This window comes from Citrobacter sp. Cpo221 (assembly GCF_030332345.1).
In the GTDB taxonomy this organism is placed as follows: domain Bacteria; phylum Pseudomonadota; class Gammaproteobacteria; order Enterobacterales; family Enterobacteriaceae; genus Citrobacter; species Citrobacter portucalensis.
In genome coordinates, this window is the sequence record NZ_JAOWIA010000033.1 from 201,902 (window position 1) to 221,461 (window position 19,560).

At 51.3% G+C, this 19,560-nt stretch carries 20 protein-coding genes; 8 read left to right on the forward strand and 12 right to left on the reverse strand.

All coding sequences use genetic code 11. From position 1 onward, the window contains the following. Nucleotides 1-31: 31 nt before the first annotated feature. Entirely contained in the window at nucleotides 32-1,285 is a 1,254-nt protein-coding gene (ynfM, locus tag OGY72_RS05495) for a multidrug efflux MFS transporter YnfM/SxtP(Kp) (RefSeq protein WP_003832886.1), read from the reverse strand. A gap of 107 nt (nucleotides 1,286-1,392) precedes the next feature. Here ynfM and ynfL point away from each other — a divergent pair, with 107 nt between their 5' ends. From ynfL to bioD, 3 genes are all read left to right on the forward strand, one after another. Beyond that, nucleotides 1,393-2,292, forward strand: coding sequence for a multidrug efflux transcriptional activator YnfL/SxtR(Kp) (ynfL, locus tag OGY72_RS05500; protein ID WP_003832887.1), 900 nt, complete (start codon nucleotides 1,393-1,395; stop codon nucleotides 2,290-2,292). Nucleotides 2,293-2,420: 128 nt separating this feature from the next. Continuing rightward, nucleotides 2,421-3,641, forward strand: a complete 1,221-nt coding sequence (gene mlc / locus OGY72_RS05505) for a sugar metabolism global transcriptional regulator Mlc (protein ID WP_048226542.1) — start codon at nucleotides 2,421-2,423, stop codon at nucleotides 3,639-3,641. Between the two features lie 125 nt (nucleotides 3,642-3,766). After that, a complete protein-coding gene (gene bioD, locus OGY72_RS05510) occupies nucleotides 3,767-4,462 on the forward strand; it encodes a dethiobiotin synthase (protein ID WP_020996409.1) in 696 nt (231 codons plus the stop codon). On the opposite strand, the gene clcB is transcribed toward bioD, so the two are convergent. The 6 genes from clcB to OGY72_RS05540 form a co-directional block, all read right to left on the reverse strand. Continuing rightward, nucleotides 4,418-5,707, reverse strand: a complete 1,290-nt coding sequence (gene clcB / locus OGY72_RS05515) for a voltage-gated ClC-type chloride channel ClcB (RefSeq protein WP_032934569.1) — start codon at nucleotides 5,705-5,707, stop codon at nucleotides 4,418-4,420. The two genes, bioD and clcB, sit on opposite strands and share 45 nt — an antisense overlap. Nucleotides 5,708-5,829: 122 nt before the next feature. Next, the gene (gene dmsD / locus OGY72_RS05520; protein WP_286547271.1) at nucleotides 5,830-6,444 is read right to left on the reverse strand and encodes a Tat proofreading chaperone DmsD; all 615 of its coding nucleotides are present in this window, start codon (nucleotides 6,442-6,444) and stop codon (nucleotides 5,830-5,832) included. Between the two features lie 42 nt (nucleotides 6,445-6,486). Further along, nucleotides 6,487-7,341 carry a dimethyl sulfoxide reductase anchor subunit family protein gene (locus OGY72_RS05525; protein ID WP_286547275.1) on the reverse strand — a complete coding sequence of 285 codons (855 nt, stop codon included), beginning with the start codon at nucleotides 7,339-7,341 and terminating at the stop codon, nucleotides 6,487-6,489. A 1-nt stretch (nucleotide 7,342) separates the two neighbouring features. Beyond that, nucleotides 7,343-7,960, reverse strand: coding sequence for a DMSO/selenate family reductase complex B subunit (locus OGY72_RS05530; protein ID WP_126957146.1), 618 nt, complete (start codon nucleotides 7,958-7,960; stop codon nucleotides 7,343-7,345). Nucleotides 7,961-7,970: 10 nt separating this feature from the next. Next, a complete protein-coding gene (ynfE, locus tag OGY72_RS05535; protein WP_286547279.1) occupies nucleotides 7,971-10,409 on the reverse strand; it encodes a selenate/tellurate reductase subunit YnfE in 2,439 nt (812 codons plus the stop codon). Nucleotides 10,410-10,557: 148 nt separating this feature from the next. Beyond that, a complete protein-coding gene (locus OGY72_RS05540) occupies nucleotides 10,558-10,866 on the reverse strand; it encodes a DUF1161 domain-containing protein (RefSeq protein ID WP_122973942.1) in 309 nt (102 codons plus the stop codon). Nucleotides 10,867-10,968: 102 nt separating this feature from the next. Between OGY72_RS05540 and OGY72_RS05545 the strand changes: the two genes are divergently transcribed. Beyond that, a complete protein-coding gene (locus tag OGY72_RS05545) occupies nucleotides 10,969-11,679 on the forward strand; it encodes a YnfC family lipoprotein (RefSeq protein WP_080470568.1) in 711 nt (236 codons plus the stop codon). 6 nt (nucleotides 11,680-11,685) lie between these two features. Here the strand turns inward: OGY72_RS05545 and speG are convergent, their stop codons facing one another. Both speG and OGY72_RS05555 read right to left on the reverse strand, forming a co-directional pair. Next, nucleotides 11,686-12,246: a spermidine N1-acetyltransferase gene (gene speG, locus OGY72_RS05550; RefSeq protein ID WP_003832900.1), complete on the reverse strand. Its 561-nt coding sequence runs from the start codon at nucleotides 12,244-12,246 to the stop codon at nucleotides 11,686-11,688. A gap of 35 nt (nucleotides 12,247-12,281) precedes the next feature. Beyond that, nucleotides 12,282-12,623 carry a DUF1283 family protein gene (locus tag OGY72_RS05555; RefSeq protein WP_286547288.1) on the reverse strand — a complete coding sequence of 114 codons (342 nt, stop codon included), beginning with the start codon at nucleotides 12,621-12,623 and terminating at the stop codon, nucleotides 12,282-12,284. A gap of 153 nt (nucleotides 12,624-12,776) precedes the next feature. Between OGY72_RS05555 and OGY72_RS05560 the strand changes: the two genes are divergently transcribed. The 4 genes from OGY72_RS05560 to OGY72_RS05575 all read left to right on the forward strand — a co-directional run bounded on the left by OGY72_RS05560 (nucleotide 12,777) and on the right by OGY72_RS05575 (nucleotide 17,448). Beyond that, complete coding sequence (locus OGY72_RS05560) at nucleotides 12,777-13,103, forward strand: YnfA family protein (RefSeq protein ID WP_044699845.1); 327 nt, start codon at nucleotides 12,777-12,779, stop codon at nucleotides 13,101-13,103. A 107-nt stretch (nucleotides 13,104-13,210) separates the two neighbouring features. Then, nucleotides 13,211-14,425, forward strand: a complete 1,215-nt coding sequence (gene rspA / locus OGY72_RS05565; protein WP_286547292.1) for a starvation-sensing protein RspA — start codon at nucleotides 13,211-13,213, stop codon at nucleotides 14,423-14,425. A gap of 60 nt (nucleotides 14,426-14,485) precedes the next feature. Further along, complete coding sequence (locus OGY72_RS05570; protein ID WP_063941577.1) at nucleotides 14,486-15,820, forward strand: MFS transporter; 1,335 nt, start codon at nucleotides 14,486-14,488, stop codon at nucleotides 15,818-15,820. Nucleotides 15,821-15,981: 161 nt separating this feature from the next. Continuing rightward, a complete protein-coding gene (locus OGY72_RS05575; protein ID WP_286547293.1) occupies nucleotides 15,982-17,448 on the forward strand; it encodes a mannitol dehydrogenase family protein in 1,467 nt (488 codons plus the stop codon). A 74-nt stretch (nucleotides 17,449-17,522) separates the two neighbouring features. Here the strand turns inward: OGY72_RS05575 and ydfZ are convergent, their stop codons facing one another. From ydfZ to ydfG, 3 genes are all read right to left on the reverse strand, one after another. Beyond that, complete coding sequence (gene ydfZ, locus OGY72_RS05580; RefSeq protein WP_003032393.1) at nucleotides 17,523-17,726, reverse strand: putative selenium delivery protein YdfZ; 204 nt, start codon at nucleotides 17,724-17,726, stop codon at nucleotides 17,523-17,525. A gap of 191 nt (nucleotides 17,727-17,917) precedes the next feature. Continuing rightward, on the reverse strand, nucleotides 17,918-18,604 hold the full coding sequence (locus OGY72_RS05585) for a GntR family transcriptional regulator (RefSeq protein ID WP_003032396.1): 687 nt from the start codon (nucleotides 18,602-18,604) through the stop codon (nucleotides 17,918-17,920). A gap of 86 nt (nucleotides 18,605-18,690) precedes the next feature. Further along, entirely contained in the window at nucleotides 18,691-19,437 is a 747-nt protein-coding gene (ydfG, locus tag OGY72_RS05590) for a bifunctional NADP-dependent 3-hydroxy acid dehydrogenase/3-hydroxypropionate dehydrogenase YdfG (RefSeq protein WP_032943401.1), read from the reverse strand. Nucleotides 19,438-19,560 lie beyond the last annotated feature (123 nt).

Consider the following 19,560-nt stretch of genomic DNA (forward strand, 5'->3'; position numbering starts at 1 on the left):
AAGGTGATGCCCGGAACCCGGGCATCGTGGATTATACGTGCAGACGATGGTGCAAACGCGCACCGACCAGCAACGCCAACACCAGCATCAGGGCGATAAATCCGCCCACACCGTTCCAGCCATAGCTGTGCCAGAACACACCGCCCAGCGTACCGGCAATACTGGATCCCAGATAATAGCTGAACAGGTACAGGGAAGAAGCCTGGCCTTTAGCGCGTTTTGCCCGTGGTCCAATCCAGCTGCTTGCTACGGAGTGCGCGGCAAAAAAACCGGCTGAAAAGAGCAGCATCCCGGCGAAGATCAGCCATAGCGATGTGAATAGGGTCATTAACAGTCCAACCAGCATCACGCCTGTTGAAAAGAGCATTACCGGGCCACGGCCATAACGAGTGGTCATAGAACCCGCCTTTGGCGAACTCCAGGTCCCAGTCAGATACGCCACAGATAACAAACCTACAACCGCCTGGCTGAGCTCCCACGGGGAGAGCATCAGGCGGTAGCCGATGTAATTAAACAGCGTGACAAACGACCCCATCAACAAAAAACCTTCCGCAAACAGCAGCGGCAAACCTTTGTCGCGCCAGTGCAAGCGGAAGTTGATAAACAACGTTTTCGGGCGCAGCGACGTAGGTCTGAAATGACGGGATTCCGGTAAGATTTTCCAGAACATCAGTGCAGAGGCAAGGGCAAAACAGCCGATCGCCGCCAGCGCGATACGCCAGTTAAAAAAGTCGGTAAACACGCCGCTAATTAAGCGACCACTCATTCCGCCAATTGAGTTACCGCTGATATACAGGCCCATTGAGAAGGCGACGAAACTGGGATGAATTTCTTCACTCAGATAGGTCATCCCTACCGCCGCGACGCCGCTCAGTGAAAGTCCTATCAGAGCACGCATGATTAAAATACCGTGCCAGCTGGTCATCATCGTTGAAAGCAGCGTACAACAAGAGGCGAGCAGCAGCGCGGTAACCATCACCGGCTTGCGGCCAATAGCATCTGAAAGTGGGCCGGTAAACAGCAACCCTATCGCCAGCATCGCCGTTGATATGGAAAGCGAAATACTGCTGCTGGCGGGAGATACCCCAAACTCGTGCGAAAGCACTGGCAGTATGGGTTGTACGCAATAGAGGAGGGCAAAAGTCGCCAGCCCGGCGGAAAACAGCGCCAGCGTGACGCGCATAAATGGGGATGTTCCGCGTTTGATAAAACCATCCGGCGGGGTAACTATCTGTTCGTCAACATCGCTTGTTGGCGCGGTATCGACAGTTGTTGTACGGCTCACTTGAAATCCTTGCTCATTCAATTACGTCTACAGGACCAGCCATAAGAGTATGAAAATCACAATATTCTGTCTAATATATTAATAATCTCAAATAATATTTTAAAAATATGAATATCGAACTGCGTCATTTACGTTACTTTGTGGCCGTTGCCGAAGAGCTGCATTTTGGTCGGGCGGCGGCGCGGTTAAACATTTCGCAACCGCCGCTAAGCCAGCAGATCCAGATCCTTGAACAGCAGGTTGGCGCCCGGTTACTTGCCCGAACTAACCGTAGCGTGGCGCTGACCTCTGCCGGAAAGCAGTTTCTGGCGGACAGTCGGCAGATCCTCGGGCTGGTTAATGAAGCCGCCGCCAGGGCTGAGCGTTTGCATCTGGGAGAAGCAGGGGAATTGCGTATTGGCTTTACGTCGTCCGCGCCGTTTATCAAAGCGGTTTCAGATACGTTATCTCTGTTTCGCCAAAGCTACCCGGCAGTGCATATGCAAACCCGTGAAATGAACACACGTGAGCAAATTGCCCCGCTCAATGAAGGAACGCTGGATTTGGGACTTCTGCGCAATACGCAGCTACCGGATACGCTGGAGCGTGAAATCATTCTGCATGAACCACTGATGGCAATGATCCCACGTGCGCATCCGTTGGCGCAAAAACCCGTGGTTACGTTGGCCGAACTGGCGAATGAGCCATTTGTCTTTTTTGACCCCCATGTGGGGACAGGGTTGTATGACGATATTCTGGGCCTGATGCGTCGCTATGGACTGAAACCGACGATTGCGCAGGAGGTTGGCGAGGCGATGACTATCATTGGGCTGGTGGCCGCAGGATTAGGGGTTTCTATACTTCCTGCTTCTTTTAAACGGGTGCAGCTGTATGAAATGTGTTGGATCCCGATAGCGGAAGAAGATGCTGTCTCGGAAATGTGGTTAGTGTGGCCAAAGCATCATGAGCAAAGTCACGCCGCGCAACGCTTTCGTGAGCAGTTGCTGGCGGCCGTTCAGGGCGGTTAATTTAGTTTAAAAATGGGCGAAAATGTGCAGTAAATCACAAGGCTAAGTAAAAAGTTGACGGAAGCCATTGAAGTGCTTCACCATAGCCCGCAGATTATTTCGGAGCGCGAAAATAAAGGGAGTAAGTGGTGGTTGCTGATAGTCAGCCTGGGCATATCGATCAAATTAAGCAGACCAATGCGGGCGCGGTTTATCGCCTGATTGATCAGCTGGGTCCGGTATCGCGTATTGATCTCTCTCGCCTGGCACAATTGGCGCCTGCCAGCATTACCAAAATTGTCCGCGAAATGCTCGAAGCGCATCTGGTGCAAGAGCTGGAAATCAAGGAAGCGGGTAGCCGTGGTCGTCCGGCCGTTGGGCTGGTTGTCGAAACGGAAGCCTGGCACTACTTATCCATTCGTATCAGTCGCGGCGAGATTTTTCTGGCGCTACGCGATCTGAGCAGCAAACTGGTGGTTGAAGATTGTCTTGAAATGGCGCTGGTCAGCGAAATACCGTTGCTGGATCGCGTGATAACGCAGGTCGATCAGTTTTTCATCCGCCACCAGCAAAAGCTGGAGCGCTTAACCTCCATTGCCATCACCTTACCCGGCATTATTGATACTGAAAACGGTATCGTTCATCGCATGCCATTTTACGAAGATGTCAAAGAGATGCCGTTGGGCGAAGCGCTTGAGAACCATACCGGTGTGCCGGTGTATATTCAGCACGATATCAGCGCCTGGACGATGGCCGAGGCGCTTTTTGGCGCATCGCGTGGTGCTCGCGACGTCATTCAGGTGGTGATCGATCATAACGTGGGTGCAGGGGTGATCACTGACGGGCATTTGCTGCATGCAGGCAGCAGTAGCCTGGTGGAGATTGGCCATACGCAGGTCGATCCCTACGGTAAACGCTGCTACTGCGGCAACCATGGTTGTCTGGAAACAATCGCCAGCGTCGACAGCGTGCTCGAATTGGCGCAGGTGCGGCTGAAGCAGTCAATGAGTTCTTCTCTACACGGACAACCGTTAACGGTAGACGCGCTGTGTCTGGCGGCCATGCAGGGTGATTTATTGGCGAAAGATATCATTAGCGGCGTCGGGACCCACGTCGGTCGAATTCTTGCTATCATGGTGAATTTGTTCAACCCGCAAAAGATATTGATTGGCTCTCCGCTCAGTAAAGCGGCAGATATCTTGTTCCCAACCATCGCTGACAGCATTCGTCAGCAGGCGCTTCCGGCTTACAGTCAGCATATAGTCGTTGAAAGTACCCAGTTTACCAATCAGGGGACGATGGCAGGGGCGGCACTCGTGAAGGACGCGATGTATAACGGTTCTTTGTTGATTCGTCTATTACAGGGTTAACATTTTTTAACTGTTGTACGAAAAATTGCGCTATCTCAAGCTGATCCTGGTCGTCATACCTTAGACTTTCTCCACTGTTTTATTTTCCTGACTTATATTTTCAAAGCATAACGGTGGAGTTAGTGATGCTGAAGCGTTTCTTTATTACAGGTACAGACACTTCTGTTGGGAAGACCGTGGTTTCCCGCGCATTACTACAAGCGTTAGCGTCAGGGGGTAAAAGCGTTGCAGGTTACAAACCTGTGGCCAAAGGCAGCAAAGAGACGCCTGAAGGTCTGCGCAACAAAGATGCACTGGTACTGCAAAGTGTGTCATCTATCGAGCTGCCCTATGAGGCAATTAACCCAATTGCGTTGAGCGAAGATGAAAGTAGCGTGGCGCATAGTGGTCCGGTCAATTACACCCTGTTATCCAACGGTCTCGCAAGCCTCAGCGAAAAAGTCGATCACGTTGTCGTGGAAGGCACCGGAGGCTGGCGGAGCTTGATGAACGATCTGCGTCCGTTATCGGAGTGGGTGGTGCAGGAACAACTGCCGGTGCTGATGGTAGTGGGTATCCAGGAAGGCTGTATTAATCATGCGATCCTCACCGCGCAGGCGATAGCCAGCGACGGACTGCCGTTGATTGGCTGGGTTGCGAATCGCATTAATCCTGGGCTGGCGCATTATGCGGAAATCATTGATGTGCTGGGTAAAAAATTACCTGCACCGCTGATCGGTGAACTGCCTTATCTGCCTCGTGCAGAGCAGCGTGAACTGTCGCAGTACATCCGCCTGTCAATGCTCGGCAGCGTGCTGTCGGTAGATAGAGTCGTGGCGTAACGTACGCGACAGCACCGACGCCAGGACACAGGCAATCAGTAATCCGGGGAGCAGGCGATACTCCCCGGTCATTTCACAAACCATCAACGTCGACATTATTGGTGCATGCGTGGTAGCCGCCAGCAGCGTGGCCATCCCCGTTAATCCCAGCAAAATGGCAATTTCATCCGAGCCTGGAAGCCATAATCCCCATACCTGACCCAGCAACATGCCCACCGACAAGCCGACAAACAGCGTTGGCGTAAACACGCCACCTGGCGCACCGGATCCACTGCTGGCAAGCACCGCCAGTAATTTGCAGATAAAAATCCCGCTAACCACGGCCAGCAGCGGTGGTGAAAGTAAATATGACTGCACCACGCTGTAGCCATTACCCCAGACCGCTGGCGTGAGCAATGAAAGCAGGCCAACGATCAGCCCGCCAAGCGCCAGTTGCCACGGCGGCGAGAGTTTTAAGCGCAAAAATACATTATGGCTGGCAGTCATCAACCACATGAAGAGCGGTCCGCAGATGCCAGCAGCCAGACCGGTGCTGACAATCATAACGTATTCCAGAGCATGTAATTCCCGCGACAGGTGCACGGTATACAGCAGCGCATTGCTGTCGCTAAGCAGATTGGTGGTGAGTAATGCGACTACGGCGGATACCACTACCGGTCCCAGTGAGGCGAGGATCAGCGTGCCAAACAATACTTCGGCAATAAATAAACTGCCCGCCAGCGGGGCATGATAGGCTCCAGCCATACCTGCAGCGGCGCCGCAGGCAATCCATAACTTCCATTCTGTACGCGGGGTAAAGCGTTGAGCAAAGCAGGAGGCCGCCAGGGCCGCCAGTAAAATCATGGCACCTTCACGTCCGATGGCACTCCCGCTGGCGACGACCAGTAACGAGGCCAGCGATTTCACCAGGCTTGCACTGACGTCAAATTGTCCGTCGGTTTGCAGGGCTTCCATATAATCAGTGGGAGCCTGCGGACGTAAACGGTTAAATTTTTGCCAACCCCACAGTAGTAATCCAGCCGCCAGGCCGCCGAGTGCAGGTGTAAGCATACGCCTTAAAGGCGAAAGATTTGTCGCTGCGTTGACCAGACTCCCCGTGTTGTTGCTCAGAAACAACCATTCGAGAAGCAGCATGGCATGACGAAATCCTGCGACGGCCAGCGCAGCAAGGACGCCAATCAACGCGGCGATCAGCAGGCGGCGGAACATGGCACGCAGGTCAGGGTAAGCATGTAAATGATGCATGAGTGGCCAGACTGGAAAATTCAGACGCTCTATTTTGCGGCTATTAGGCAACAGAAGCAAAAGCTCAGCGTGCGCAACAGGATGATGCACCACAGGCAGGACAATTCCTGCCTGTGACGAAATTAACGGAACAAAGGCTTATCGGCTACCGGGATCAGTAACTGTGATTGCCACTGTGCCAGCGTCAGACGCGCCAGCTCACCCAGCGCCTGGTAGAACGGGTGGTCGGCTTTTTCGATTAACACATTAAGGAAGCGCGATGACCATGGGAACAGATGCCAGGCCAGCAGTTGCTCGCACTCGGTGTGGCGTTCGTTCTCAGCAAGCCAGGCCGTCAGCAACAGCAGTGAACCAAAGTGATCTTCTGGCTCATTTTGCTGCATGGCAAACTGGATGCCGTTGTCCCGCATCCACTGACGCAAAGCCAGCGTGGAGTCGCCAAACAACACGTTTTCACGATCCAGCCAGACGGATCCCCAGGGCGGAGAAGGGAGCGCATAGGGGCCAACAAACAGACGTTGCCAGGCCTGCGGGAGAGACTCATCGGCCTCAGCCTGAAACTGTGCGACCAACGGCGAAAGCGTTGTCTTTTCAAGCGGCCACTGCGCCTGCCAGCCATCGGTTCTTAACTCACTGACCAGTGCCGAAGCTTCGGCACTGTCTGGGGCATAATAAAACAGCGCGCCGAGCACACGCGCTGCAGTAGAAAAGTTGTCTCGTTGTGAAAAATGGGTCATGCAAACAATCCTGAACAGTGCGGGTTGCCCCGCACCCGAAAGTTAACCTGCAACAGCCATTCCGACTGTCATATGTAAACCGTAAAACAATCCGCGGCCAATGATTTCACCGACAAGCACCAGAATTAACCCGAGCGCCAACCCGCCAACGGACGGTCCTTTGCGACGGATCAACGGACATATCCAGCAACCCAGACCCGCAGCCAGCAGCAGGACACGCCAGACCTGTAAACTGCCGTAGTCGGGAACCAGTGCGCTGGCATATTGTACCGAACTGTGGATCTCGCCGAGTGACAGTCCCTGCAGCACAATAACCACCACGGTCACCAGCAGGGCCAGCACGCTGATACCGGCGAATCTGGCGGCGTTAAAAGAAACACCTGCAGCACGCAGCAGCAGAGCGGCAAAAAGCGGTCCACTGAGCAGCATCGTCATGAAAAATGCCAGAGTAGTATAGCCATTATACCAGGTTGGGACGGTGTCTATCTGGTAGACGTTGGTCATCGCAAAGACAAATACCAGGCCCAGCAGCATGCTCAACAGCAGCCAGATTTTACCTAACGCTGCGGGCATTTTACCGAGAAACGCCACCAGCCACCACAAGCCACCGACGGCGAAAAACAGTGAACCACTGGCGATTTCGTTACTCAGCGCCGATGCGCCAATTCTGTTCAGCGAGTTTAACGCGCGCAGCGGCGAACCTAAATGCATGATCGAGGCGAGAAAGGCGATGCCCATCACCAGCCAGAGGAAAAACATACTGCGAACGATACGCTGTTTTGCCAGCTTGTCTTTAGCGGTCAGCCAGCTGTAACCACTTACGATCAGCGCCCCGACTACGCACTGGCCCAGCACCGTGAACAGTACCAGCGGCCATTCATGCCATCCATTTCCCATTTTACACCTCTTTTGGATTAGCCAGAAAACCCGTGGTATCCCCGGTCGGGCGGCAATTGGCGTTTGGTTTGATCACAATATTTGGTTTGGTGAAGTGCGCACCCGGCAGCGGGGCGACGGCAGCCAGTTCACCATGTTTTTTGCGCAGTTCGTCGATGGGGCCAAAATCCAGCGCACGCAGCGGACAGGACTCGACGCAGATGGGCTTTTTGCCGTCTGCCGCGCGTTCATGGCAGCCATCACACTTGGTCATATGTCCTTTCGCAGCATTGTACTGTGGCGCACCGTACGGGCAGGCCATATGACAGTAGCGACAGCCAATGCACACGTCTTCATCGACCACCACAAAACCATCCTCACGCTTATGCATCGCACCACTTGGACAAACCTTGGTGCAGGCCGGATCCTCGCAGTGGTTACATGAGATGGAGAGATAGTAGGCAAAAACGTTCTGGTGCCAGACGCCGTTGTCTTCCTGCCAGTCACCACCTGCGTATTCGTAAATCCGCCGGAAACTGACGTCAGGAGTGAGGTCTTTGTAGTCTTTGCAGGCCAGCTCGCAGGTTTTGCACCCGGTGCAACGACTGGAATCAATAAAAAATCCATACTGAGTTGTCATGGGTTAGTCCTTAAACCTTCTCGATCTCGACCAGATTAGTATGCTGTGGGTTGCCTTTTGCCAGCGGTGAAGGGCGCTGTGTTGTCAGCGTATTGACGCAGGCGCCATGGTCAATCTTGTCGCCGGCCATATCGGCATCGTGCCATGCCCCCTGGCCCATTGCGCTGACGCCAGGCAGGATCCGCGGCGTCACTTTGGCCGGAATACGTACTTCCCCGCGATCGTTAAAGACCCGCACCATATCGCCATTTGCAATACCACGCTTTTGGGCATCGACGGGATTGATCCACACTTCCTGACGACAGGACGCTTGCAGAACATCGATATTGCCGTAGCTGGAGTGCGTACGGGATTTGTAATGGAAGCCAAACAACTGCAGCGGAAATGCGCTGCGTTTGGGATCGTCCCACCCTTCAAACGTGGAGGCGTAGACGGGAAGCGGGCTAATTACTTCATCCTTCTGCAACTCCCAGGTGTTGGCAATTTTCGCCAGTCGGCTGGAGTAAATTTCAATCTTTCCAGACGGTGTTTTGAGTGGATTGGCCTGCGGATCGTCGCGGAATTTTTTATAAGCGACAAAATGCCCGTTAGGATCTTTGCGTTTATAGATCCCCATTTTTTTCAGCTCGTCATAAGAAGGGAGCGCGGGGTCCTTGGCCAGCATTTTTGCATACAGATACTGGAGCCACTGTTCCTGAGTACGGCCTTCCGTAAACCGTTGATAGATATCATTGCCAAGGCGTTTGGCGACTTCGCTCATTATCCAGTAGATCGGTTTGCGTTCGAACTTCGGTGACGTCGCGGGTTGAATAAAAATGAGGTATCCCATGTTGCCTGCATAGTCGTTAGGAATGATGTCTTCCTGTTCGACGGTCATTAGGTCCGGCAGCAGAATATCGGCATATTTCGCCGAAGATGTCATGAAATTTTCGATGACCACTATCATTTCGCATTTCGTATCATCCTGAAGGATCTCATGCGTTTTATTGATATCTGAGTGCTGATTAGTAATGGTGTTGCCCGCGTAGTTCCAGATAAATTTAATCGGTACATCAAGCTTATCTTTACCGCGCACGCCATCGCGGGTTGCGGTCATTTCCGGACCCCGGGCGATGGCGTCGGTCCAGCTAAAGCAGGATATCTGGGTCTTGATGGGATTATCCGGCAGCGGCATACGTTCAATCGTGATGGTGTAGGTTGATTCTCGCGCACCGCTATTGCCGCCGTTGATACCAACGTTGCCGGTCAGGATTGGCAGCATTGCGATCGCGCGCGAAGTCAGTTCGCCGTTAGCCTGACGTTGTGGACCCCAACCCTGACAAATATACGCCGGTTTTGTACTACCGATTTCCCGTGCCAGTTTAATGATGCGCTCGGCCGGGATCCCGGTGACATGCGAGGCCCATTGGGGCGTTTTAGCGATACCGTCATCGCCGTTGCCTAGTATATAGGCCTTGTAGTGTCCGTTAGCCGGGGCGTCGGCGGGTAGGGTTTTCTCGTCATAACCGATGCAATATGTGTCGAGGAACGCCTGGTCGACAAGATCTTCGTTAATCAGGACCCATGCGATTCCCGCCACGAGTGCGGCATCGGTTCCCGGACGAATAGGGATCCACTCATCTTCACGACCCGCAGCGGTATCGGTATAACGTGGGTCGATGACGATCATGCGAGCGTTAGAACGCTCCCGGGCCTGTTCAAGGAAGTAAGTTATTCCGCCGCCGCTCATGCGCGTTTCGGCAGGGTTATTGCCGAACATCACCACCAGCTTCGTGTTTTCAATGTCGGAGGTACTGTTGCCGTCATTTGAGCCGTAGGTGTAAGGCATTGCCGCCGCGATTTGTGCGGTACTGTATGTGCCGTAATGGCTCAGGAATCCGCCATAGCAGTTCATCAGGCGAGCAACCAGCGAGGCATAAGGGGAGGAGCGAGTAATGTTGCCGCCGACAATGCCAGAGGTGTAGTTGATATACACGGCCTCATTACCGTATTTCTGTACGGTATTTTTTAAACTGGTGCTGATGGTATCCAGCGCTTCCTGCCAGGTTATACGTTCGAATTTACCCTCACCGCGTTTGCCCACACGCTTCATAGGATAATTGAGGCGATCCGGATGATTGATCCGTCGACGGATTGAGCGTCCACGCAAACAGGCACGCACCTGGTGCTGACCATAAATATCGTCTCCGGTCGTATCGGACTCCACCCATACGACCTCGTCATCTTTGACGTGCAGTTGCAGGGCACAACGGCTGCCGCAGTTTACGGAACAAGCGCCCCAAACCACTTTCTCTTCAGCCGGTTGTATCGCCTGTTGTACCGCAGCCGCTGCGGTGCGCATTCCAAAAGGTAACGATAACCCACCAGCGGCAAGTGCCAACGAACCTATAGCCGAGGATTTCACTAACATCCTGCGGCTAATGCCTCCATATTGCTCAGTATCAGACATAACTCACTCCATTCTAGTTATCGCTATATATTAATTTCTACAACGAAATTAATAGCATGCTAATAATAGAGTGAGTTTACCCATTTATGAGTATGGCATCTTAATGCATATCAAACTGGAGTAACCCTCCGCGTACGGAGGGTATGATTTATTGCGGTTCGGCGACGTGCCCGTCCTGTGCAGGCGAGCTGTTGGCAGGGGCGTTGCCACTGTTAGTTCGGGTGTAGAGAATTTTGTGCGTATCGTTTGCACAATGTCCTACCACCAGTGAATCAGGTTGATCGGCCTGATCGTTGGGGACAATGTTCAGCGTAAAGCTGGACTCTGCAACGCCATTATTAATGATGCGCTGTTCGATATCGCTCTTCACGCGTTCACATGACGCGGGTGCCGCCAGAACCTGTGGGGATGCAACTGCCAGTAAGATCGTGGCAATTCCTGTTACGTATTTCATCATCAGCTCCTTTATGATCGACATAGACTAAGATTAGCATTTCTGGTGTAAATAACTGTATTTGCTAATATGATTGAGAATTATCTTCTTATCCCGGTGAAAAATGTGAAGAAACAGACCCTGTTAGGTTTCCTGTGTGTCGTGCTGGTTGGGTGTGATAATGCCAAAGGGCTGGTTTCCTTTACGCCGGAAATGGCCAGTTTTTCCAATGAATTTGATTTCGATCCGCTGCGCGGGCCGGTGAAAGATTTCAGTCAGACGCTGCTCAACGACAAAGGTGAGGTCACCAAGCGCGTCGCTGGTACCCTGTCACAGGAAGGGTGTTTCGATACGCTTGAACTGCACGATATCGAAAACAATACCGGTATGGCGCTGGTCCTGGATGCTAACTACTATCGGGATGCCGAAACGCTGGAAAAACGGATCCGTTTACAGGGCAAATGCCAACTGGCGGAACTGCCTGCTGCAGGTGTGGTGTGGGATACCGACGATAACGGTTTTGTCGTTTCTGCAACGGGGAAAGAGATGAAGGTGCAGTATCGATATGATGCCGAAGGCTACCCGCTGGGTAAAACAACCGTCAGTAAGGACAATACCTTACAGGTTGATGCCAAACCGTCGGTCGACCCGTTGAAGAAGCTGGATTACACCGCGGTGAGCCTGCTCAACAATCATCCGTTAGGCAATGTCAAACAAACGTGCAAATACGATGAATACGCAAATCCGGTCAACTGCCAGCTCGTTATCGTTGACGAGAGCGTGAAGCCGGCAGTTGAACATCATTACTCGATTGAAAACACTATCGATTACTACTAATCGCCTTTACTGAGCGGTAGGTTGCAACAGGTTAGGGCCTGCCGTTTTGTGTTCTGCCAGATACTGCTGCTGGAAGATGCACATGCGGATAGTGTTGCGGTATTGGCCGTTGATAAAGAATTCATGAATCAGCTCGCCTTCCACCATAAAACCGAGTTTACGGTAAATGTGGATAGCCTTTTCGTTCTCTTTATCGACGATCAGATACAACTTATAGAGGTTGAGCACGGTAAAGCCGTAATCCATCGCAAGCTTAGCCGCCCGTGAGGCCAGACCCTTCCCCTGATATTCCGGCGAAATAATGATCTGAAATTCGGCCCGGCGGTGCACATGGTTAATTTCAACCAGCTCCACCAGCCCGGCTTTTTCACCGTCGCACTCCACCACGAAGCGACGTTCGCTTTGGTCGTGGATATGTTTGTCATACAGGTCTGACAGCTCAACAAACGCTTCGTAAGGCTCTTCGAACCAGTAGCGCATTACGCTGGCATTATTATCAAGCTGATGGACGAATCGTAAATCTTCACGCTCCAGCGGGCGCAACTTAACACTGAGGGCGCTAGTCATATCGTATCCTTTCAATATCCTTCAAAGTGCAATGATTATGGGGCAACGGTGCGGCCAGTACGGCGGTCAAGGCAGCGCAGGGTGTTAGGTTCCCAGTACGCATTAATATTAGCGCTCTGTTCGCACTTATCACGACTATCGAAGGCAGCGTCGGTTTTGTCCCACTCCTTCTCTGCACGTTTGTTGGCTTTCTGGCGAAGCTGGCGCGTATCGTTCCATTGTTCCTTTTCCATTGCGGCTTGTTGACGACTTTGCGCACTGTCTCCGGATTCAATGATCAGTTTACTGGTTTCAGCAAATGCGGAAGAGGTGTACACAGCCGCAGCCAGCGTCAGCATAGCCGTCAGGCACAGGCGTTTGGTCAGTGTAATTTTCATGGTGAATTCCTTTTATGGGAAAGGGTAAAAACGATAAAACAGGGTTAAATTCTACACTATTCCAGTTTGCGGGCATACCCACCCGGTAGATATGGATACGCTAACGAGATTCTGTCGTATCATGGTTAAACCGAAGGTAACTGAATAACATCAATGCTTAAGACCACATTTCTTTTTTTCGTCACCGCGTTATGCGAAATCATTGGCTGCTTTTTACCCTGGCTCTGGCTTAAGCGAGGGGCTACAGCCTGGTTGCTGATACCCGCCGGGGTGTCACTGGCTTTATTCGTCTGGTTGCTGACGCTGCATCCGGCAGCCAGCGGGCGTGTATACGCAGCCTATGGTGGTGTTTACGTGGTGACCGCGCTGCTATGGCTACGCATTGTCGATGGTGTAAAACTCAGTTTATATGACTGGTCTGGCGCGCTGGTGGCATTGTGCGGCATGTTGATCATTGTGGCTGGATGGGGGCGCGCATAGCGCCTTTTTTGTGATCAAACAGCGTTTTTTTGATCTTTATACTTGTATGGTAGTAGCTCAGTTGAGTAAATTTCCTGCATCACAAGAACAGATGTAGGGAATAAGAAATGAAGATTGTTGGGGCTGAAGTGTTTGTCACCTGTCCTGGGCGTAATTTTGTAACGTTGAAAATTACGACAGAAGATGGGATCACCGGGCTGGGAGATGCCACGTTAAATGGACGCGAGCTGTCCGTGGCGTCGTATCTGAAAGATCACGTGTGTCCGCAGCTTATTGGTCGCGATGCGCATCGTATTGAGGACATCTGGCAGTTTTTCTACAAAGGTGCGTACTGGCGTCGTGGTCCGGTCACCATGTCGGCGATTTCTGCGGTGGATATGGCTCTCTGGGACATCAAAGCGAAAGCGGCGAATATGCCGTTGTACCAGTTGCTCGGCGGTGCTTCTCGTGAAGGGGTTATGGTCTACTGTCACACCACAGGCCATACCGTTGATGACGTACTCGAAGATTATGCGCGTCATAAAGAAATGGGCTTTAAAGCTATTCGCGTGCAGTGCGGCGTGCCGGGTATGAAAACCACTTACGGTATGTCTAAAGGCAAAGGACTGGCCTACGAACCCGCCACCAAAGGGCAATGGCCGGAAGAGCAGTTGTGGTCAACGGAGAAATACCTGGATTTCACACCAAAATTGTTTGCTGCCGTGCGTGACAAGTTTGGTTTCAACGAACATCTCCTGCACGATATGCACCACCGTCTGACGCCAATTGAAGCGGCCCGTTTTGGCAAAAGCATTGAACAGTACCGTTTGTTCTGGATGGAAGACCCAACGCCAGCTGAAAACCAGGAGTGCTTCCGCCTGATCCGCCAGCATACGGTCACGCCGATTGCGGTAGGGGAAGTGTTCAACAGTATCTGGGACTGTAAACAGCTTATTGAAGAACAACTGATCGACTATATCCGCACCACCATCACCCATGCGGGTGGTATCACCGGTATGCGCCGGATTGCCGATTTCGCGTCGCTGTATCAGGTTCGTACCGGTTCACATGGACCTTCCGATCTGTCGCCTGTGTGCATGGCCGCCGCGTTGCATTTTGATCTGTGGGTGCCGAACTTCGGCATACAGGAATATATGGGCTATTCCGAGCAAATGCTGGAAGTGTTCCCACATAACTGGACCTTTGATAACGGCTATATGCACCCAGGAGACAAACCTGGTCTTGGGATCGAGTTTGACGAAAAACTGGCGGCGAAATATCCGTATGACCCTGCATATCTGCCCGTTGCTCGCCTGGAAGATGGCACGCTGTGGAACTGGTAAATATAAATTTTACGTACGAAAGATGTTGATTAACCCAATACCCTACAGAAGGTTAAACTTATGGTTAGTTCAGTCGATATTAAAGATAACGTAGATAATAAGCCCATTATTCGCCGAGTGGCTTCAGCATCCGCAATTGGTACAGCAGCTGAGTATTATGATTTTTTTGCATACGGGACAGCTGCTGTACTCTTTTTTGGTCATTTATTTTTCCCAAGTGATGATCCGTTAATAAGTACTCTCGCTGCTTTTGCAACCTATGCTGTTGGTTTCCTCGCAAGACCATTAGGAGGAATTGTCTTTGGTCATATTGGCGATAAGGTTGGGCGAAAAAAAGCACTGGTTATTACCATATTAATTGTAGGTTTGGGGACGTTTTGTATCGGGTTATTACCTACATATGAGAAAATTGGTGTCTGGGCTCCAGCTTTACTTATTTTTATTCGTGTATTACAGGGATTTGGTGTTGGAGGAGAGCAAGCCGGTGCAGTACTGATGACTGCTGAATATTCTGAACCCAAAAATCGTGGATTTTTTTCCAGTTGGGTTCAAATTGGTGCCCCGGTTGGTTTTCTTCTGCCGTTAGCACTCTTTGCGCTGTTAAATGCCACACTTTCTCCAGAGGCAATGATGGATTACGGGTGGCGTATACCGTTCCTTTTGAGTCTGTTACTGGTTATTGTAGGGCTGTTTATCCGCTTAAAAATTGATGAGTCACCGGTCTTTGCTCAGATTAGGGAGACAAAAGCAGAAGAATCACGTCCATTAGTTGAAGTTATCCGCGATTTTCCTGGCATTGTTGTCAAGGGGGTCTGTGCGAAACTAATTGAAGCTTGCACATTTGCAATGTTCACAGTGATTGTTTTGGCTTACGGTAAGGCAAACAATCTTGATGCTAATATTTTGATGGAGACAATGATCGTTGCGGTCATAATAGAAATCATTGCAATACCGTTGATGGGGTCGCTATGCGATAAAATTGGACGTAAACCAGTTTATATTATCGGCGCGTTGCTGCAGGTCGTTATGATTATTCCTTTCTTTCTTGCGATTAATCAGGATAGTTTTTGGCTTACACAAATAGTAATGATCCTGGTTCTGAGTATTGGGCATAGTATGTGCTACGCACCTCAGGCCTCTTATTTTCCAGAGCTTTTCCCAACTCATATTCGCTGTAGCGGAATAGCATTAATTTGGCAACTGGGGTCGCTAATAGGCAGCGGGATTCTTGGCTTAGTAGCAGTAAAAATTCTGCAAGTAACAGGTGGACATTACTATGGACTTGCAACCTATGTGATTGTGCTTGGAGTTATTTCAATTATTGGTTTGTTGATGATGCCGGAAACTGCACCGCAAAGACTTAAACGTGAATATCAGCAGTGGCAGAAACACTAATATCGATTGGCGGCAGTATGCCGCCAAACTCACCGATTTTGGTTCATAACTCAATAAATGATGTCATACCAATCATAAAAAGCTTAATGCAAATCAAAACATACAACCATACAGGCGTTACTCTGGAACAGTCCTGATTTCATTTATAAGTAGGCCATACCATGCAAAATAAGCTCTTAGCGGCAAAGGCTGCACTTCCTGACTACGATCGTTCAAAACTGGTTCCGCGTATTGTTCATCTGGGGTTTGGCGCGTTTCACCGCGCACATCAGGGTGTTTACGCAGACATTCTGGCCGCCGATCACGGCAGTGACTGGGGCTACTGCGAAGTGAACCTGATTGGCGGCGAGCAGCAGATTTTCGATCTGAAACAGCAAGATAATCTGTATACCGTTGCAGAGATGTCTGCTGATGCCTGGACCGCGAGAGTCGTGGGCGTGGTGAAAAACGCATTGCATGCGCAGGTTGATGGTCTGGAAAGCGTACTGGCAGCGATGTGTGAACCTCAGGTCGCGATCGTTTCCCTGACCATCACCGAGAAAGGATACTGCCATTCTCCGGCGACCGGCCAACTGATGTTAGACAATCCAATGATTGCAGCCGATCTGCAAAACCCCAAACAGCCTAAAACTGCGCCGGGTGTGGTGGTTGAAGCCCTGGCTCGTCGCAAAGCTGCGGGTTTAGCCGCCTTTACCGTGATGTCCTGCGATAACATGCCAGAAAACGGTCATGTGATGCGCAATGTTGTCACTGCATATGCCCGAGCGGTGGATATGGAACTGGCCGCGTGGATCGAACAACATGTGACATTCCCATCAACAATGGTTGACCGCATTGTCCCGGCGGTTACGCAGGAGACGCTGGACAAAATTGAGCATATAACCGGTGTACGCGACCCGGCAGGCGTGGCATGCGAACCGTTCCGTCAGTGGGTTATTGAAGATAACTTTGTCGCCGGCCGTCCTGAATGGGAAAAGGCCGGGGCGGAACTGGTGGCTGATGTCATTCCGTTTGAAGAGATGAAACTGCGTATGCTCAACGGCAGTCACTCTTTCCTTGCGTATCTTGGGTATCTTGCGGGGTATCAACATATTAACGATTGCATGGGCGATGAAAACTATCGTCTTGCTGCCCGTGCGCTGATGTTGCAGGAACAAGCACCCACGTTGAAAGTAAAAGGTGTCGACCTACAGCGCTATGCCGATCTGTTAATTGAGCGCTACAGCAATCCGGCGCTGCGCCATCGTACCTGGCAGATCGCCATGGACGGTAGCCAAAAACTGCCGCAGCGTATGCTTGATTCCATTCGCTGGCACATTGTGCACGGTAGTGACTTTGCGCTGCTGGCACTGGGTGTCGCTGGTTGGATGCGTTACGTCGGTGGTGTGGATGAACAGGGCCAGGCGATTGAAATTAGCGATCCACTGTTGCCTGTGATCCAGAATGCGGTGCGTAGCAGTCACGAGGGCGAAGAGCGCGTTCAGGCGCTGCTGGCAATCGATGCTATTTTCGGTCGCGAATTGCCGCAGGTTGAGTTGTTCAACCGTCAGGTCACACAAGCGTATCTTGCTTTACTGGCTGAAGGGGCGAAGGCGACGGTTGCGAAGTATGCAGCAAAACTGAAGTAACGAAGATCATCCTTTATGTCGCCATCTGGCTTGCAACGGCCAGATGGCGCTGTGTTTTCTGGCATTCACACCAATTAGTTCATGCCTAAACGAATCAGCTCGAGGGGGGCGTATTTGCCTTCACATCCTTCGATTTCCACTGTTTTCCCGCGGCGAATCTGCTCAGCGGTCAGGCCATCGGTATCTATCGCTGTAATGCGGCCTGTGAGTCCGGTGTCGCTGATCATGACGCGGCTGCCAGTGGTGATTGCGTTACGGTTACGATCGTATGTTTTCATGGTGTTTTCTCCTCTCCAACTTACCGTCAAAGCCCGTGGGCTTTTAGTCCCACGTAACGGGCGCAATATAAATACGCTTCTCGTTAATGATTTTTTTTGTTTTCGATCAAAATCACAGCTTTTTTTATGCAGTTATGCGGGAGAGGGGAAAGCGCAGGAGAAACTCACCCCGGAGTGAGGTGAGCGTAGTATTAATCTTCGCTGAACCAGTCGCTATTTTCCTGACGAATAAGCTGAACGGACTCACCGATTTCCTGGAGATGGAGCATCATTGCGCGCTCGACCGCATCGCCATCATGCTTCTCAAGGGCGGCAAAAATATCGTGATGCTGGCGTAGCAGCATTTCAGGCGGGGAAATATGATCCAGGCTCATATAACGAACGCGGTCAATTGTTGCCTTAATATTCTCGACGGTATCCCAGGCGAGTTGGCACTCGGCGATTAAAGCCAGTTTCTGATGAAACTCATCATCAAGCTGGAAGAAATCATTGATTTGTTTTCGGTCAATTGCGATGCGCTGCTGATGCAAATTCTGTTCAAGCTGATAGCACTGCTGATCGTTGATCAGCGATGCGGCGCGGCGTACCACGGCACATTCAATCGCCTGGCGGACAAAACAACCATTTTGCACCTGCGACAGCGAAATCTTGTTCACGTAGCTGCCACGCTGCGGGCGGATCTGAATCAGGCCGTTTTCTGCCAGTTTGATGAATGCTTCTCGTACCGGTTGGCGTGACACATTAAAGCGTACGGAAACCTCTTTCTCCGACAGCGGTGTACCGGGTGCAATCAGACAATGCACGATATCACGGCGAAGAATACGGTAAATCTGTTGATTTACTGGCTGTGTAGGGTTGAGCTGCGTTTCTACGGTCATTCATTCTTACTTTTTAGAGAGTTAACCCGGATATTTTATCACTTCTTTCTGGCTATCTATACCCGGCGCAAGGCCGGGTAGAGAAATTAGCCCCGATGAATACTCAGCCCGGCAAAAGACTGTGTGACAGGCATCATTTCAAGGGTGTTGATATTGACATGAGCCGGTAAAGAAGCCACCCACCATACCGCTTCTGTAACATCTTGCGGAGTCAGCGCCGTGGTATTTTCGTAGGCTTTTTCAGCTTTGGCGTCATCACCTTTGAAACGGACATTAGAGAATTCCGTACCGCCAACCAGACCCGGCTCGATGTCGGTAACGCGAATTGCAGTGCCGTGTAAATCAGTACGTAAATTCAGGCTAAACTGGCGAACAAACGCTTTAGTCGCACCGTAGACGTTACCGCCAGCGTATGGCCAACTGCCCGCGGTAGAACCGATATTGATAATATGACCGCGGTTGCGTTCAACCATACCAGGCAGAACGGCACGGGTCATATAAACCAGCCCCTTGTTGTTGGTGTCGATCATATTCTCCCAGTCTTCAATGCTGGCCTTGTGAGCAGGCTCAAGGCCCAGCGCCAGACCTGCGTTGTTGACCAGAACATCAATATTGCGCCATTCTGCGGGTAAGGCGTCCATCATCTCTTCAATCGATGCACGATTACGTACGTCCAGTTGCGCGGTATAGAGGCGGTCACCCAATTCCTCTTTCAGTTCCTGCAGGCGCTCCTGGCGGCGTCCGGTGGCAATAACTTTATGCCCATTCTCAATAAAACGACGCGTAATGCACTCACCAAAACCTGCGGTTGCTCCGGTTACTAAAACGATCATCTCACTGTTCCTCAACGCTTTTTATGTCGTACTACCATAGCACGTCATTTCCGTTCAGAGCTATTCCTGCGTAACGCGATTGCGGTTGATTCCCGGGAAGTCTACTCTGGTAAACAAATCGTT